Raw genomic sequence first — 16,244 nt, forward strand, 5'->3', positions numbered from 1 at the left:
ATTAAAACGTTACAATGTTTAATTCCGCTTTAAAGAGTTACTTCTGATATTTCCACATCCTGCTCTTACCCTCTCCTATCCATTCAACAGCGGTTGCTAACCTTTTTAAGCGGGTGGCTTCAGTTTTGGCTTCTTCGAGCCACAGTACATAATCTTTTTTGTTCGATGGACTAAAGTTCTGAAAAACGGCAAGCGCTCTTGGGTCTTCACTTAGGGCATCGATAAAATATTCAGGTACAACTAGTTCTTTTTTCTCAGTTGGCTTTAGCTTTGCTGGTAATTTAACATTATCCTCATTGAGCTTAATCGCTTGCTGAATGTAGGCAATCAGGATCTCATCAGCAGGCAGGTCATCAAAAGAGGTAATTCTGCCCAAACCACCCATAGCATCTCCTTTATCTTTGAAAATACCATATTCATCCTCCATGATAGAAGCTTTCCAAAAACCGAAAACACAATGGTGCTTAAAGGCCGCCATCTGGCATACAATACCCTTATAATCGAAACTAGGCATACCCCATTTTATTTTTTCTTCAATGCGGGCATCGGCCTTATGCACCAGGTTGCGTAAATGATCCAGAATTGGAATCGCAAATTCGGCCGATTTAATAATGTACTGGTCTACCTGAACAATTGTATACATAGCTTAAAGTCTTAAACTAAATTTAAAGCAAAACAATTTTTAAAGCAAATTCTACATCGCCATTATTTAAAAACTTTTTGGCAAGTTCATGCAGTTCACGTTCACGGTTTGTGGCGTCACCAATGGTAGCATCAAGCACTTCCTTAACTTCTGCATGGTTGCTAATCAAATCAACAGCTTCATCACTGGGTAAAACCTCTACATTACCCAACATGCCTAGATCATTACCTGTTAATACTTTTGAATAACGCACCGCATGAGGCAAACTATCTACACCGATTCCCAATTTAGCCAGGGGTTTTGCCACTTTAAACAAATTATTGGCGGTTACCCTGCAATACCAGTCGCCTCCCAAACGGGCTACCAAATCTATTTTCTGCTGGTCTATTTTCCCGTCGGCATCTAAAATGGCTTCATTAATGTGTATGCGTTTAATCTCCGCCAGAATGAGGTTTCCGGCACCATGACTATCGCCCAATGCAATTACCTCATTTACCAGGCATTCGAACTGAACCGGCGCTTCAGCCACACGCGGAGGTTGCACCAGATCAGATTTTAACATGGTAAAACCTGCCTTTTCAAATTCGTTTACACCTTTGGCATACTCGGTACTGGCTAAACTCATTTGCTGTACCATATCGTAGTTAACAATGTTGATTACACATTCTTTAACCTCGAGCACATTTTCTAAAGTATGCTTAGTGGTATTATCACGCACGCGCCTTGAAGGTGAAAAAACACAAATCGGCGGATTAGTGCTAAACATATTAAAGAAACTGAAAGGACTTAAATTAATATTCCCTTCGGCATCGATCGTAGATGCAAAGCAAATCGGTCGTGGCGCAATGGCGTACTGCAGATAGTTTTGCAGTTGTACGGGGGTTAAATCGGAGGTATTTAAAGTTAGCACAAGTAAAAAAATTGTTTATATAATGTTGGAAGGTTCAAATGTTGGAAAGTTGGAATGTTTTGGGTGCACCTGGCGAAAAGCTAAAAATAGCAAGTTTAAAAACAGTTTAATAAAAAGCACTTAAATGGAGTTATTTCTCTTCTTAAGTGCTTTCTTTTTCTGTTCAAAATCCTTTAAATAATCGATGAAACGTTTAGTTTTAGCCGAAAATTCGATGCATTTTTCGTAAAGTAACTTATAATCTGTAGTGCTGAGTTTCCCCGCCTCTTCCAGAATAATCAGTTTATTTCGAAACTCACCTGACGATCCTTTTGCATATACAAGAACCCGAATAAAGTCGGCGTTATTGTTATATTCAAAGCCTTCTGCAACATTATCCGACATTGACATGGCAGCTCTGCGAAACTGATCTTTTAAACCAAAATCAGATTTCATAGGCTCTATATCCGAAATCCGGTAAGCTTCAACGCCAATCTGCTTAGCCAATTGCCATATTTCTAAATCCTCAAACCGCTCAACCTTTGCCATTTATATAATTTTTAATTAAATATATAAATTTGGCTTAAAGTACAGGTCTTATGTTTTAAAGCATTTCGATTCCAGCTATGCAATTTGCAACATTAAAACATTCCAACGTTAAAACGTTTCAACTATTTATTAAAAAACGTTTCAACTATTTTTTCAACGCAAGTATCGAAAAATCAGTATCAGCTTTCGTAATTCTATTGGTTAATGCACCCAATCCGGTAATTTCCATTTCTACTACATCACCTGGTTGCAACCATTGTACTTTGTAGTTCGGATCGTTAAGCAAACCTGTGCCGTTTAACTCTAAGAAACAGCCTGTGCCTACTGTACCAGAACCAATTACATCTCCTGGAAGAATATCTACCCCATAGGCACAACGCTCAATAATTTCTGCAAAAGTCCAGTCCATATCGGCGGCATTTCCTCTCGAAACTTCGATACCATTTACCCTGCAGGTCATTTTTAAATCGTAAGTATTACCAACATGACCTTCTTTTGCAGGCACTTTATAAGGCAACAATTCATCAGGTGTTACCAGCCATGGGCCAATAACTGTCGAAAAATCTTTTCCTTTGGCCGGGCCCAGGTTTAAAAGCATTTCTTCCATTTGCAAAGTACGGGCACTCATATCGTTCATTACCATATAACCGGCAATGTAACTATCGGCCTCGGCAGCAGTTATATTCCTGCCCTTTTTACCAATAACTACGGCAATTTCCAATTCAAAATCGAGTTTATCAAAATGATCGGGCATGCATTCAATTTCGCCTGTTCCCTGGATGGCATTATGATTGGTAAAATAGAAAATCGGATATTCATCAAACTGAGGGATCATATCAACCTTCCTGTTTCTGCGGGCTGCAGCAACATGCTGTCTGAAAGCGTATCCATCACGACAGCTGGTAGGGTGCGGAACCGGAGCCAAAAGCTCATAAAAAATTTCTTCCTTGGCCTGTAAACTGCCTTCTTTTATCTGGTCGTCTACCCTTTTAGCCCTCTCCATCAACACTTCGCCGCCATGCAAAAACTCGTTCATATTATCTGGCAACAGCTTATCGCAGCTGTTCAGGTTATAAATATGTCCGTTTATAAATATGCCAAGATGCTCTCTGTCTTCGGTTTTATAGGATACTAATTTCATATATCATTTGGTTAAATACCCGACAAAGCTAAGCAATTAGGCTGCTCAAAATAAAATTTAAGCGCTATTATTTTATTGCAGTATACTTTTGAAGGTTCGGTTTGATTAGCGGAAAATCTTTTGCTTCCAGCTGTTTATAATATTTTTTGTTAGCAAAAAGTTCGCCAATAAGTAAACCTCCGGCCACTCCGGCGGGCACTCCTGCAGCAATGAGCAGAAACGATTCGGCAAGCTTATCGCTTGTTGCACCCAGCACAAAAAAGGTTAAACCACCCGCAATAGCCAAAGGAGCTACAATACCCCTGCGGTGAATATACAATGCAGAAATGCTATCGGCACTTAATTTTACAGTATCTCTGCGATTTTTAATTAACGTTAACCCATCATCATAGGCTGCATAAAACAATCCACGGGTTACCTTTCCTTTACGATCAACTATTTTAATTTTATATTTTGCTTTTGGTGTTGAATGCTGTTGTTGCGCAAAACTGCCAAAAGCAAAGGCCAGGCAGCAGAGGATCGTAAGAATAAATTTCATGTGCGGGAGATTTGTTGAGTTATTAAAGGTAATTAAAATTTCAAATTTTAAATAAAATACTTACCTTGGCTGCGTTAAAACTATGATCTTAAAAGCATTACATATTACTTTAGTAAACGACGCAATTGCGGCCCGTCGCTATAAGATGCTATCCAAGCTGATCATGGCTCAGTATTCTCTGTAATTTATCCCCCCTTTCTTTTTTTTAATTGAAACGCATTGCCGTTTGAATTGTTTATTTCTTAGGATTTTTTTCTAACCATAACATCATATATTATGCCTGTTTATCATAAATTGGGGCAGATTCCAGCTAAGCGACACACGGTTTTTCGCAAACCCGACGGGAATCTCTATGCCGAAGAATTGGTATCAACCGAAGGTTTTTCGAGTGTGTATTCGCTGGTTTATCACTGTCACCCGCCAACAATTGTAAAACATCTGGGCGAACCTTATAGTGTTGAGCCAAAAATTGCCCGTGCAAAGCACCTGAAACATACCAGCTTAATTGGTTTCAACATTAAACCGGAAGATGATTTTCTAAAAAGCAGAAAGCCGGTTTTGGTCAATAACGATTTGCATATCGTTCTGGCGGCACCTAAAAAATCAATGACAGATTATTTCTACAAAAATAGCCAGGCTGATGAAATGATCTTTATCCATGAGGGTACCGGTAAGCTGAAAACCGGCTTTGGCGAAATCAAGTTTGGTTATGGCGATTACCTCATTATTCCCCGTGGAACCATTTACCAGATGGAATTTGATACTGAAGAAAACCGCCTCTTTATTGTAGAAAGTTTTAGCCCCTTAAGATCACCAAAAAGATACTTAAACCAGTATGGCCAGTTAATGGAGCATGCCCCCTATTGCGAACGCGATTTACGCCTGCCTGAAAACCTGCAAACGCATGATGAATATGGCGATTTCAAAGTACTAATTAAGAAACAGGGACTAATTTATCCCTACACTTATGGCACTCACCCATTCGATTACGTAGGCTGGGATGGTTACCATTACCCTTACGCTTTTTCGATACACGATTTTGAGCCCATTACCGGTCGTTTACACCAACCCCCACCCGTCCACCAGACTTTTGAAGGACATAATTTCGTAGTCTGCTCTTTTGTACCACGCAAATACGATTACCATCCTGATTCAATCCCCGCACCTTACAACCACAGCAATGTAGATAGCGATGAAGTGTTGTACTATGTGGATGGCGATTTTATGAGTCGCAAAAGTGTGGTAAAAGGACAAATTACACTTCACCCTGGCGGAATACCTCACGGCCCGCACCCGGGTACTGTAGAAAAATCGATCGGAAAAGAAAAAACCGATGAGCTGGCCGTAATGATCGATCCTTTTCAGCCTTTAATGATTACCGAAGATGCCCTTGAGATTGAAGACGAAAATTATCATAAGAGCTGGCAGGAAGGGTAACTGAGTTTGGAGTCTTGAGTCCGAAGTCTTGAGTCCAGAGTCGAATTAGATATAATAATTAACGGTTACACAACATTTAACCTTAAAACATTACAACGTTTACAACAACAAAAAATAATGGAAACACAAACATTTGCAGAAAAGATAGCCAAGGCACAGGATTTTTTGCCGATAAATGGAACAGATTACATCGAATTTTATGTGGGTAATGCCAAACAAGCTGCACATTATTACAAAACAGCATTTGGTTTTCAGAGCCTGGCTTATGCCGGTCCCGAAACTGGTGTGCGCGACAGGGCTTCGTATGTATTGCAACAGGGCAAAATCAGGTTGATTTTAACCACCGCATTAAAATCAGACCACCCCATATCAGAACATGTAAAAAAACATGGAGATGGGGTAAAAGTGCTGGCCCTTTGGGTTGATGATGCCTACAGCGCTTTCGAAGAAACTACCAAACGTGGTGCAAAGCCTTATATGGAGCCTAAAACTTTAACCGATGAATATGGTGAGGTAAAAATGAGTGGTATTTATACTTATGGCGAAACCGTACACATGTTTATTGAGCGTAAAAATTATACCGGAACCTTTATGCCAGGTTACCGTGTATGGGAAAGCGATTATCAACCTGCAGATGCCGGTCTTTTATACATCGATCATTGCGTGGGTAATGTGGGTTGGAACCGCATGAACGAGGCTGTGCAATGGTATGAAGATGTAATGGGTTTTGTAAATATCCTGTCGTTTGATGATAAACAAATCAATACAGAATACTCGGCCCTGATGAGTAAGGTAATGAGTAACGGTAATGGCTATTCAAAATTTCCGATTAACGAACCTGCCGAGGGTAAAAAGAAATCGCAGATTGAAGAGTATCTTGAATATTATGAAGGCGAAGGCGTTCAGCATATTGCGGTTGCCACAAAAGATATTGTTAAAACGGTTAAAGAACTTAAGGCACGTGGCGTAGAGTTTTTAAGTGCCCCGCCAGAAGCTTACTACGATATGATGCCCGCCCGTGTAGGTAAAATTGATGAGGAAATTGCCCTTTTAGAAAGCCTTGGTATTTTGGTTGATTGTGATGAAGAAGGTTATTTGTTACAGATTTTTACCAAACCGGTTGAAGACAGACCAACCCTTTTCTTCGAAATTATTCAGCGTAAAGGTGCACAAAGCTTTGGGGCAGGTAACTTTAAAGCCCTTTTCGAATCGTTAGAGCGCGAACAAGAGTTGAGAGGAAACCTGTAATAACCCATAGGATGTCAACCTGAGCCTGTCGAAGGATCTGCCGAAATTATCTTAAGCGTTTCGACAGGCTCAACGTGACAACATAGGCTAACCGTACTTTATACAAGACCAATCAATAACTTGTAACATCAATAATGCAATACAGATGGGTAAAGGTTTCTTCACTAAAACTTCATAATTGAAGTGCACCTTTGAAATAACAAAACACGAAGCGATTTCTATTTTGTTAAATTCTAAAAACTCATAATTAGTTTTTTAGTTTTCCGGTTACCCTTATCTGATACCTCATGTATTGCAAAATACATGAGGTTTTTTATTTCAAACGCCGCAGTAGGTTTATTTAAAAAAAAGCAATAACTTACAGCTACTAAAATAACTACAGCTCAAATTATGATCGCTAAAGCATTAGGAATCCTGATGATACTCTGCTACGGAGCCTTGAAAATGCCATTACAGGAAACAGGCAATCAACTCAATTCAGTAAAACAGGATAAGATAGTACCCCAAAAACATCAATATTTAAAACCAATGTTAAATGATACCATTAACAGGCAAAATACTGTTTATGTAAAAACGCTTAAGTACACCCGAGATAGTAAATCAAGAACATTTGCCCAAATCACATTCAAAAACACAACCAAACAAACAATAACCGACATTTCCTTTCGCCTGGATGGTGATGCGGCTAAGGGTTGCAATAAAGCTTATGAGATCAAGCAAAAGATTAACCTTAAACCAAATCACACGATCACTATTCCCCAGCTTTTAGCTACAAATGACTGTGAAGTGCATGAGATCAAAGATATCCGTATCAAATATACAATGAATATTAACTTCACCCTTGATTAAAAGATAGCTCTTCATCGCCACCCTGATCCGATAGCTATCAGATTTACGCCCGGCCAGTCTGACGGGTATTTCAGGGTTTGATGCTGAAACAAGTTCAGCATAACAATCTTCTTAAGAAAAGGAATACCTACTGGGTCCTGGAGGTTACTGTAAAAATTGTTACGTTGTACTTTCTTTAAGCATCTGATATAGGTCCGTGGCAGCTCCATCAAACTTGGCTCCGTTTACATAAAATGATGGGGTTCCGTTTACGCCGCTTCGTACCCCGCTGTCGAAATCATGCTCCACTTTCTCTCTGAGCACATCAGAAACACTGTCTTGTCGAAACCTTTCCAGATCTAAACCAATGGTTTCGGCCAGTTCATCAAATAAATCGCCATCTAACCTGTACTGGTTTTCGAAAAGCGCATCGTGCATTTCCCAAAATTTGCCTTGCAAACCTGCCGCTTCAGCTGCCAGGGCAGCTGGAACAGCATACTGATGGGCATTAGCCAATGGAAAATGGCGAAACACAAATTTGATCTGGTGACCAAAGGTCTCTTCAATTTCTTTTAGAATGGGATAAGCATTTCCACAATAAGGGCATTGGTAATCGCCAAATTCTACTATAGTAACACTGGCGGTATCATCGCCCTGAATATGATCGTTGCTGTTAACTTCGGGTTTTAATGTGCTCATAATTATTGCGGGTCAAGTTCCTCTAAAGCTTCTAAAATGCCATCGGCACCAGGATTAACTGCTATGGGCGATAAATAACTCCAGGCAATTTTACCTTCCTTATCAATTACAAAAAGTGCCCTTTCGCTTGTTCCGGTTTTTTCGTCGTAAACCCCGTAGGCTTTAGCAACAGTGCCTTTAGGTTCAAAATCGGCCAATAGGGAAAAGTGTAGTTTACGGTTTTCTTCAAACGCTAAGTGGCACCAGGTGCTATCTACAGATATACCAAAAATCTGCGCATCGTGTTTAGTAAAATATTTAAGCATTTCGTTGTAAAGCGCCATTTGGTCGCTGCACACCGGACTCCAGTCGGCAGGATAAAAAGCCAGGATTACATTTTTTTTGCCTTTAAAATCTTTGAGTTTTATTTTCTGATCGGGCGTAGCGTTCAATTCAAAATCGGGAGCTATAGTGCCTTTTTCTAACATATTATGGAGTTTAAATTTAAATCGTGTATGGATATTAACAGCGTTGCCTATCTGTTGTTTGCCTTAAGTAAGATTAGCCTAGCTTTTGCCTTTTAATGAGATAAGCCTGCAGCACAGGATAAAATCCTTCATTCATATCGGCATCAATCAAATCAATTTTATACTGGGCGCATTTTAAAGCAATTTGCTGGCGATAAGCAGCTACCGCAGCGGTATAATTTTCTTTAACCTGGTTAGTATGCACTTTGATGGTTTCGCCTGTTTCCATATCAATAAACTGATATGGGCGGTTTTCGAATTCAAAATTTACTTCCCGGCTTTTATCAACCACATTAAAAACCACCACCTCATGCTTATTAAACTTAAGGTGTTGCAAGGCATCAAAAAACTGATCTGTTTTTTCAGCGCTGGTTTCGGTGTTAAACAAATCGCTGAAAATAACTACCAGCGAACGTTTGTGAATCAGCTCGGCCACCTGGTGCAGTGATTCGCTTAAATTGGTCCTCGCGTTAACTTTAGGTTTTTGCAGCAGTTCTTCTAACTGGGCAAATAAAAACTTCTGGTGTACCGTGGTCGATTTTGCCGGAGAATTTAACAAGATCTCGTCGGTAAAAAGGCTCAGTCCAAAAGCATCGCGCTGTTTTTTAAGTAGGTACATTAACGATGCCGTAGCCTGTATGGCAAAAATGAGCTTGTTATTTTTAGGCTCGGGAAAGTACATCGACGAAGAAGCATCGATTACGAACTGGCAACGCAGATTGGTTTCTTCTTCGAAACGTTTACTGTAGAGTTTATCGGTTTTTGCGTAAAGTTTCCAATCGATATTTTTAACATTATCGCCATTGTTATACTGGCGGTGTTCGGCAAACTCAACCGAAAAACCATGAAAAGGGCTTTTGTGTAAACCGGTAATAAAACCTTCTACTACCTGCCGGGCAAGCAATTCTAAATTACCATAGCTTGTTTCGTTTTCGTAGTTTACTGCCTGCATTGCGTAAAGCTAATAAAAGATTTATAAAAAACCTTTCCGTTAATCAAAACCTCGCAGGTTTTAAATTCTCGCATATCCAAACCTCACAGGTTTTTGAAACCTGTGAGGTTTACCTAAAATAAAAAAATACCCCGCAAGTTTTAAACCTGCGGGGTAGCATGTATGCCATGTTTCGAAGCATACCAAACACTTTGTATTCCTTGTTTGGTGGCTCACCAAACAACCTTATCAAATACTATTTCTTCGCGATGCGGTATAAATGCCCGTTATCGGTTACCGAATAAAGTGCGCCATCTTTTTCTACCATATCCCTAAAACGCTCACCTTTACCTTCTAATAACCTTTCTTCGCCCACAATTTTATCATTTTTAATAACCAGGCGAATGATGTGCGAACCACCCAGACCACCTACAAATAAATTACCTTTCCACTCGGCTATGCTGTTGCTATTGTAAAATGCAATACAACCTGGCGAAATACTTGGGTTCCAGTAGTAAACCGGTTGCTCCATACCCTCTTTTTGTTGGATGCCATCGCCTACCTGCTTACCACTGTATTCGGTACCATAGGTAATAACCGGCCAGCCGTAGTTTTTACCTGGTTTAATAATATTTACCTCATCACCACCTTTAGGACCAAATTCTGCTTCCCATAAGTCGCCGGTTTGTGGGTTAATGGCTAAACCATCAGGATTACGCAAGCCCAGGGCATAAATTTCGGGGCGGGCATCGCCCTTACCTGCAAACGGACCATTGGCTACAGCTTTACCATCGGTTGTAAGGTGTAAAATTTTACCCAGCGAAGAATTTAAATACTGTGCCTGCATGCGGATATCGTTGCCCGAACGCTCACCCGTGCTCACAAACAAGTTGCCGTTTTTATCAAAAACTATACGCGATCCGTATTGCAGTTTACCATTATAAGCTGGTGTAGCCCGGTAAATAATGGTTTGGTTTTCTATTGCAGTTTCATTTGCAGCCAGTTTTCCTTTGGCAATGGCCAGTAAAACACCCTTCTCCTGAGGCTCTGAATAAGCCCAGTAAACCATTCTGTTTTTGGCAAAGTTAGGATCTAAAGTTACATCCAGTAAACCACCCTGACCCGATGGATCTACCTTAGGTAAACCGGTAATCTTTTTGCTCAGTTTCCCATCAGCATTTAAAATAACCATGGTACCCTGTTTTTGGGTAATTAAAAAACGGCCATCGGGAAGTACGGATATGGCCCATGGGTTTTCTAATTTTTCGTTAATTACCGAAACATCCAGTGCGGCTTTGGTTTTTACACCGGCAATTCTGGTTTGTCCGGCAAAGGCTGGCTTATAATCTGCCGATGGCGCATTGGTTTCGACCGGATTTTGCGCCGAAACACAGGCCATATTTACGCAGTTTAATGCTAAACCCGTTAATAAAACGCCTAAAGTTTTGTTATTTATTAAGTTAATAGTCATGATTGTTAGTTTTTTATTAAAGAAACAAAAATAAGTCTGCATAAAAAAACCCAAATCTATTAAATAGATTTGGGTTTTAAATATGTTACAAGCCCGCAGGCTGTGTTCTTTACATTTTAGCTTAAACTAAGCCAGTTGCTTGTTTAATTTTTCTGCCAATACTGATTTTGGAACAGCACCAACTTGTTTGTCTACCACTTCGCCACCTTTAAAGTATAATAAAGCAGGGATGTTACGGATACCAAACTGCATTGAAATTTGAGGGTTGTTATCAACGTTTACTTTTCCAACTACCGCTTTACCATCATATTCTTTAGCGATCTCTTCTACTACTGGACCAACCATGCGACAAGGGCCACACCATTCTGCCCAAAAATCTACTAATACGGGTTTATCTGATTTTAATACAAGCTCCTCGAAGTTTGCATCTGTGATTTCTAATGCCATAATTAATTTTTTTTATGTTCAAATATATGTATTCAATTGTAATGCCACCAATTCTGTAATGCCAATTTGACATTTCTTTGAGCAAAGCGTAGCGCGTGGAGCGACAAGCGCTTAGCGTTTCGGTACATCTAAACGCTTAGCGCCTAACGCTAAATGCTAGTTTAACTTATAGTTAACAACATGTAAACCCAATAATTGTTCAAGGAACTTATTGTTTGGGTTTATTTTAAGGTTTTTTGACGGAAGATCTAACATAATCTGTTTTTCGCTATCAAAAACGGCAAAGTTAAGTTGGCAGTTTTGCTGCTCAGAGTTTGCCTTATTGTCTGCTAATATGGCTTCAATTTCACGCATCAGCTGATCGTTTACTCTTTCAATAGGCAGCTGTATGGTTAAACTCTTGGCTAGTTTATCGCGCAGTTCAGACATCAGGTTAATTGCGGTAATCTTAAATTCCCAATCGCCGGCCTTACCAAAACGTTCGCCAACCCGGCCCCTGATCTGCAGGAAATACCCCTCAGTTAAAAACGATTTAAACTTTAAGAAATCTTCACCAAACAGGGCCATTTCCGAAGCATCATCATAATCTTCGAAAACGAAGGTACCAAAAGGTTTACCGGTTTTGGTAATCCGCTGCGATGCGGTAACCACTAAACCGCCCACACAAAGCTCGCGGTTTTTCAGTTTATCAAATTCGGCCAGCACATCTTCGTTACTATCGCCCATACGCACTTTGTTAATAATGCTTAACTGCTTAACGTTATGGGTACAAAATTTATCGAGTTCTAATTTATAATTATCTAATGGGTGCCCAGAAAGGAAAATCCCGATGGCATCTTTTTCATATTTCAGCCTGTCCATTAGTGCCCACTCCGGCGAAACCGGTAACGAAGGTTCTAAAATCAGATCGGCCTTCGAACCACCAAACAACGAAGCCTGCGAAGTGCTCTCATTGTTCTGAAAATCGTTGGCAAACTTGATAATCTTCTCAATACCGTTCATTTTATCGTGCGGACCGATATAAAAATACTGTGCCCTGTGCCCGCCAAAAGCATCGAAAGCACCACTGTATACAAAACTCTCGTAAGCTTTTTTATTTACAATACGGGTATTGGAACGTTTGGCAAAATCGTACACGCTGGCATAGGTACCATTATTGGTTCTTTCTTCGATAATACTTTCTACCGCTTTTTCACCTACCCCTTTTACTGCGTTCATCCCAAAACGCACCTCGCCTTTTGCATTTACAGAAAACTTAAGTTCAGATTCGTTTACATCTGGTCCCAATACGGTAACACTCATCTGGCGACATTCTTCCATAAAGAAAGCCACCTGCTTAATGTCGCTCATGTTGTTGGATAGTACCGCAGCCATGTATTCGGCCGGATAGTGTGCCTTTAAATAAGCAGTTTGATAAGCAATCCAGGCGTAACAGGTAGAGTGCGATTTATTGAAGGCGTAAGATGCAAATGCTTCCCAGTCTTTCCAGATTTTCTCTAAAACAGTAGCATCATGACCTTTTTCCGAAGCTTGTTTTACAAACTTAGGCTTCATTTTATCGAGTACATCTTTCTGTTTCTTACCCATGGCCTTACGCAAAACGTCGGCCTCACCTTTGGTAAAGCCGGCCAGCTTTTGCGATAAAAGCATTACCTGCTCCTGATAAACGGTAATCCCGTAGGTTTCTTTTAAATATTCCTCACAGGCATCCAAATCGTACTTAATTTCTTCCTCGCCATTTTTACGGCGAACGAAACTCGGAATGTACTCCATCGGTCCCGGGCGGTATAAAGCGTTCATGGCAATTAAATCGTCGAAAACCGTTGGCTTAAGCTCTTTCATGTACTTCTGCATACCCGGACTCTCGTACTGGAAAATACCAATGGTTTCGCCACGCTGGAAAAGCTCGTAGGTCATTACATCATCAATCGGGAAATTATCGGGATTGAGATCAATCTGGTGCCTTTTCTTTACCAGTTTCACGGTATCTTTAATCAGGGTTAAGGTTTTTAACCCCAGGAAGTCCATTTTTAATAAACCGGCACTCTCTACAACCGAGTTATCAAACTGGGTAACATATAAATCAGAATCTTTAGCTACCGATACAGGAACGAAGTTGGTAATATCGCTCGGCGTAATAATTACCCCGCAGGCGTGAATACCTGTATTCCGTAACGAACCCTCTAAAACCTGTGCCTGCTGAATGGTTTCAGCACTTAAATCTTTCTGGCTACCCAGGTTTTTCAGCTCTACAACTTTCTCATATTCATCGGGCCGTAAAGCATCCTTTAAACTTTTCTCGTCGAGGTTAAAGATTTTAGCCAGCTTCATATTCGGAATCAGCTTGGCAATTTTATCGGCCTCAAACAATGGTAAATCCAACACGCGCGCCGTATCGCGGATCGATGATTTGGCAGCCATGGTACCGTAAGTAATAATCTGCGCTACCTGATTGGCACCATATTTATTAATTACATAATCCATTACCCGGCCACGACCCTCATCATCAAAGTCGATATCGATATCGGGCATGGATACACGGTCGGGATTTAAGAAACGCTCGAAAAGGAGATCGTATTTAATCGGGTCGATATTGGTAATGCCTAAACAGTAAGCCACCGCCGATCCGGCAGCAGATCCCCTGCCCGGCCCTACCGATACATCAAGGTTGCGCGCCTCGGCAATAAAATCCTGTACAATCAAAAAGTAACCCGGATAACCGGTTTTCTCGATGGTTGCCAGCTCAAAATCAAGTCGGTCGGTTACATCGTCGGTTAAAGTTCCGTAGCGGCGTTTGGCTCCTTCGTAGGTTAAGTGCCTTAAAAATTTGTTCTCCCCACGTTTGCCGCCATCGGTTTCATCTTCGGCAACCAGAAACTCTTCCGGAATATCAAATTTAGGTAAGAGTACCTCGCGGGCGAGTTTATAGGTCTCAACCTTATTCAGGATATCCTGAATATTTAAAATCGCCTCGGGCAGATCGGCAAAAAGCGCCTTCATTTCATCAGCCGATTTGAAATAATACTCCTGGTTAGGCAAACCATAACGGTAACCCCGACCGCGGCCTATTGGTGTGGCCTGCTTTTCGCCATCTTTTACGCAAAGTAAAATGTCGTGCGCATTGGCATCTTTTTTACTTACATAATAAGTATTGTTAGTAGCAATCAGCTTAACGGCATGTTTACGGGCTAAAGCAATTAACGTTTCGTTTACCCGGTCTTCATCTTCCTGGTTATGGCGCATCACCTCCAGGTAGAAATCGTCGCCAAACATTTCTTTCCACCAGATCAGTGCTTCCTCTGCCTGGGTTTCGCCCATATTTAAGATCTTGTTCGAAATCTCACCGCCCAGGTTACCCGATAAAACAATAATATCTTCCTTGTATTGCTCAATAATCTGCCTGTCGATACGCGGCACATAATAAAACCCTTTGGTATAGGCTATAGACGACATTTTGGCCAGGTTATGGTAACCTTTTTTATTCTTGGCCAGCAATACCATCTGGTAGCCATTGTCTTTTGCGGTACGGTCTAAGTGGTTTGCACAAACAAAAAACTCTACCCCAACAATAGGCGTCATTACCACCTCGGTTGGGCGTTCGCCGGCCTCTATTGCCGCAGCATTTTTGGCTTCGGCTGCTTTATTATGATTAAGTACGTTGTTTACAAAGTGGAAAGCCCCCATCATATTAGCATGATCGGTCATGGCTACGGCAGGCATTTTTTGTGCCGCTGCTGCTTTTACCAGATCGGAAATGCTAATGGTACTTTGCAATACCGAAAATTGCGTATGGTTGTGTAAATGCACAAAGGTTGCAGCAGCGAGCTCCTGCCTGTTACCGGCAAGTTCCTGTTTGGAAATGCCACCACCTTCGGCTTTTTGAATGCGCTTGCGGATTTCGTCAGATGCCGCTTTTAAGTTGATGTGTGTTAAACCAACACCTTCAATTAAGCCCGGGTTTACTTCCCTGAAACGCGGAAAATATTCAACATCTACCTGTAACTCTTCCTTTTTAAAAACTTCTCTTTTTACCAGCTCTAAGAAACAGCGTGTGGTAGCTTCAACGTCGGCGGTTGCGTTGTGCGCTTCGCTAAACGGAACGCCAAATAAATAGGAATGCAGTTCGGTTAGCGTAGGCAGTTTAAATCTTCCGCCCCTACCTCCCGGCAATTGCAAAAGCTGTGCGGTAACCTCGGTACAGGTATCTAAAACAGGCATTTCGGCCAGGCGGTTGGCTACACCAAAACGGTGAAACTCGCAACCCATAATGTTTACATCGAAGCCAACATTCTGCCCTACAATAAACTTAGCCTTGTTTAAAACCTCATTAAATTTGGCCAGCATTTCATCAAAGCCAATTCCCTGCTCTGCTGCCAGCTCGGTAGAAATACCGTGAATTCTTTCTGCATCGTAAGGGATGTTGAACCCCTCCGGTTTTACCAGATAATCCTGATGTTCAACCAATCTCCCCATCTCATCGTGCAGCTGCCAGGCAATCTGAATACAACGTGGCCAGTTATCCGTATCGGTAATGGGTGCGTTGTAATTACGAGGCAAACCAGTGGTTTCGGTATCAAAAATTAAGTACATATAGTGCGGTAAAGAATTAGCCGTTTAAGAATAATAACGGTTCTTCAAAAATAAGGAATTTGATAGCGGAAGTTGTCAGTAAATTATCAACAAAAAATGACGAAACAGACCTAACCTAAACAAACCTATAAGGTTTTAAAAACCTTATGGGTCTAAAAATAATAGCTGTTAAGGTGGCTTAAATGCTTAGTATTTTTTTTGGAAACGGTTGGTCCTGTTTTTCATCGGAGCATTCAGCCCCGCTCATATCTTTATATTTATATATAACAATCAGAAAAGAGAGGCAAGTTGAGGTCCCGCTAGACACGAAATATTACAGATGTTGAC

Annotated in this window: 14 protein-coding genes; 3 read left to right on the forward strand and 11 right to left on the reverse strand. The window is 40.9% G+C overall.

Going from position 1 to position 16,244, the window contains the following annotated elements; all coding sequences use genetic code 11:
• Window positions 1–37: 37 nt before the first annotated feature.
• The 5 genes from BLR37_RS24130 to BLR37_RS24150 all read right to left on the reverse strand — a co-directional run bounded on the left by BLR37_RS24130 (window position 38) and on the right by BLR37_RS24150 (window position 3,760).
• Window positions 38–643 (reverse strand): YdeI/OmpD-associated family protein, encoded by a 606-nt coding sequence (locus tag BLR37_RS24130; RefSeq protein ID WP_090773170.1) that lies wholly within the window; start codon window positions 641–643, stop codon window positions 38–40.
• A gap of 22 nt (window positions 644–665) precedes the next feature.
• Window positions 666–1,553 carry a flavin reductase family protein gene (locus BLR37_RS24135; protein WP_090773172.1) on the reverse strand — a complete coding sequence of 296 codons (888 nt, stop codon included), beginning with the start codon at window positions 1,551–1,553 and terminating at the stop codon, window positions 666–668.
• Window positions 1,554–1,673: 120 nt separating this feature from the next.
• The gene (locus BLR37_RS24140) at window positions 1,674–2,081 is read right to left on the reverse strand and encodes a four helix bundle protein (protein ID WP_090773174.1); all 408 of its coding nucleotides are present in this window, start codon (window positions 2,079–2,081) and stop codon (window positions 1,674–1,676) included.
• Window positions 2,082–2,226: 145 nt separating this feature from the next.
• On the reverse strand, window positions 2,227–3,222 hold the full coding sequence (locus BLR37_RS24145) for a fumarylacetoacetate hydrolase family protein (protein ID WP_090773176.1): 996 nt from the start codon (window positions 3,220–3,222) through the stop codon (window positions 2,227–2,229).
• A 67-nt stretch (window positions 3,223–3,289) separates the two neighbouring features.
• Window positions 3,290–3,760 (reverse strand): hypothetical protein, encoded by a 471-nt coding sequence (locus BLR37_RS24150; protein WP_090773178.1) that lies wholly within the window; start codon window positions 3,758–3,760, stop codon window positions 3,290–3,292.
• A gap of 276 nt (window positions 3,761–4,036) precedes the next feature.
• Here BLR37_RS24150 and BLR37_RS24155 point away from each other — a divergent pair, with 276 nt between their 5' ends.
• The 3 genes from BLR37_RS24155 (at window position 4,037) to BLR37_RS24165 (ending at window position 7,294) form a co-directional block, all read left to right on the forward strand.
• Complete coding sequence (locus BLR37_RS24155) at window positions 4,037–5,197, forward strand: homogentisate 1,2-dioxygenase (RefSeq protein WP_090773180.1); 1,161 nt, start codon at window positions 4,037–4,039, stop codon at window positions 5,195–5,197.
• Between the two features lie 117 nt (window positions 5,198–5,314).
• Window positions 5,315–6,445 (forward strand): 4-hydroxyphenylpyruvate dioxygenase, encoded by a 1,131-nt coding sequence (hppD, locus tag BLR37_RS24160; protein WP_090773182.1) that lies wholly within the window; start codon window positions 5,315–5,317, stop codon window positions 6,443–6,445.
• Window positions 6,446–6,835: 390 nt separating this feature from the next.
• Entirely contained in the window at window positions 6,836–7,294 is a 459-nt protein-coding gene (locus BLR37_RS24165; RefSeq protein ID WP_090773184.1) for a hypothetical protein, read from the forward strand.
• Between the two features lie 159 nt (window positions 7,295–7,453).
• On the opposite strand, the gene BLR37_RS24170 is transcribed toward BLR37_RS24165, so the two are convergent.
• The 6 genes from BLR37_RS24170 to dnaE all read right to left on the reverse strand — a co-directional run bounded on the left by BLR37_RS24170 (window position 7,454) and on the right by dnaE (window position 15,917).
• Entirely contained in the window at window positions 7,454–7,972 is a 519-nt protein-coding gene (locus BLR37_RS24170; protein ID WP_090773186.1) for a DsbA family protein, read from the reverse strand.
• A 2-nt stretch (window positions 7,973–7,974) separates the two neighbouring features.
• Window positions 7,975–8,439: a peroxiredoxin gene (locus BLR37_RS24175; RefSeq protein ID WP_090773188.1), complete on the reverse strand. Its 465-nt coding sequence runs from the start codon at window positions 8,437–8,439 to the stop codon at window positions 7,975–7,977.
• Window positions 8,440–8,512: 73 nt separating this feature from the next.
• A complete protein-coding gene (locus BLR37_RS24180; protein ID WP_090773190.1) occupies window positions 8,513–9,430 on the reverse strand; it encodes a DUF58 domain-containing protein in 918 nt (305 codons plus the stop codon).
• 235 nt (window positions 9,431–9,665) lie between these two features.
• Window positions 9,666–10,880 (reverse strand): PQQ-dependent sugar dehydrogenase, encoded by a 1,215-nt coding sequence (locus BLR37_RS24185; RefSeq protein ID WP_090773192.1) that lies wholly within the window; start codon window positions 10,878–10,880, stop codon window positions 9,666–9,668.
• Between the two features lie 126 nt (window positions 10,881–11,006).
• Window positions 11,007–11,327: a thioredoxin gene (gene trxA, locus BLR37_RS24190; RefSeq protein WP_039482143.1), complete on the reverse strand. Its 321-nt coding sequence runs from the start codon at window positions 11,325–11,327 to the stop codon at window positions 11,007–11,009.
• 156 nt (window positions 11,328–11,483) lie between these two features.
• On the reverse strand, window positions 11,484–15,917 hold the full coding sequence (gene dnaE / locus BLR37_RS24195; protein ID WP_090773195.1) for a DNA polymerase III subunit alpha: 4,434 nt from the start codon (window positions 15,915–15,917) through the stop codon (window positions 11,484–11,486).
• Window positions 15,918–16,244: the final 327 nt, after the last annotated feature.

The organism is Pedobacter soli (assembly GCF_900101435.1).
In the GTDB taxonomy this organism is placed as follows: Bacteria; Bacteroidota; Bacteroidia; order Sphingobacteriales; family Sphingobacteriaceae; genus Pedobacter; species Pedobacter soli.

Excerpts from the sequence above, each read along its gene's own strand:
- BLR37_RS24145 (WP_090773176.1), bottom strand. The coding sequence starts at position 3,222 with ATGAAATTAGTATCCTATAAAACCGAAGACAGAGAGCATCTTGGCATA.
- BLR37_RS24150 (WP_090773178.1), bottom strand. The coding sequence starts at position 3,760 with ATGAAATTTATTCTTACGATCCTCTGCTGCCTGGCCTTTGCTTTTGGC.
- BLR37_RS24165 (WP_090773184.1), top strand. The coding sequence starts at position 6,836 with ATGATCGCTAAAGCATTAGGAATCCTGATGATACTCTGCTACGGAGCC.
- BLR37_RS24180 (WP_090773190.1), bottom strand. The coding sequence starts at position 9,430 with ATGCAGGCAGTAAACTACGAAAACGAAACAAGCTATGGTAATTTAGAA.
- BLR37_RS24140 (WP_090773174.1), bottom strand. The coding sequence starts at position 2,081 with ATGGCAAAGGTTGAGCGGTTTGAGGATTTAGAAATATGGCAATTGGCT.
- BLR37_RS24175 (WP_090773188.1), bottom strand. The coding sequence starts at position 8,439 with ATGTTAGAAAAAGGCACTATAGCTCCCGATTTTGAATTGAACGCTACG.
- dnaE (WP_090773195.1), bottom strand. The coding sequence starts at position 15,917 with ATGTACTTAATTTTTGATACCGAAACCACTGGTTTGCCTCGTAATTAC.
- trxA (WP_039482143.1), bottom strand. The coding sequence starts at position 11,327 with ATGGCATTAGAAATCACAGATGCAAACTTCGAGGAGCTTGTATTAAAA.
- BLR37_RS24130 (WP_090773170.1), bottom strand. The coding sequence starts at position 643 with ATGTATACAATTGTTCAGGTAGACCAGTACATTATTAAATCGGCCGAA.
- BLR37_RS24170 (WP_090773186.1), bottom strand. The coding sequence starts at position 7,972 with ATGAGCACATTAAAACCCGAAGTTAACAGCAACGATCATATTCAGGGC.
- hppD (WP_090773182.1), top strand. The coding sequence starts at position 5,315 with ATGGAAACACAAACATTTGCAGAAAAGATAGCCAAGGCACAGGATTTT.
- BLR37_RS24155 (WP_090773180.1), top strand. The coding sequence starts at position 4,037 with ATGCCTGTTTATCATAAATTGGGGCAGATTCCAGCTAAGCGACACACG.
- BLR37_RS24185 (WP_090773192.1), bottom strand. The coding sequence starts at position 10,880 with ATGACTATTAACTTAATAAATAACAAAACTTTAGGCGTTTTATTAACG.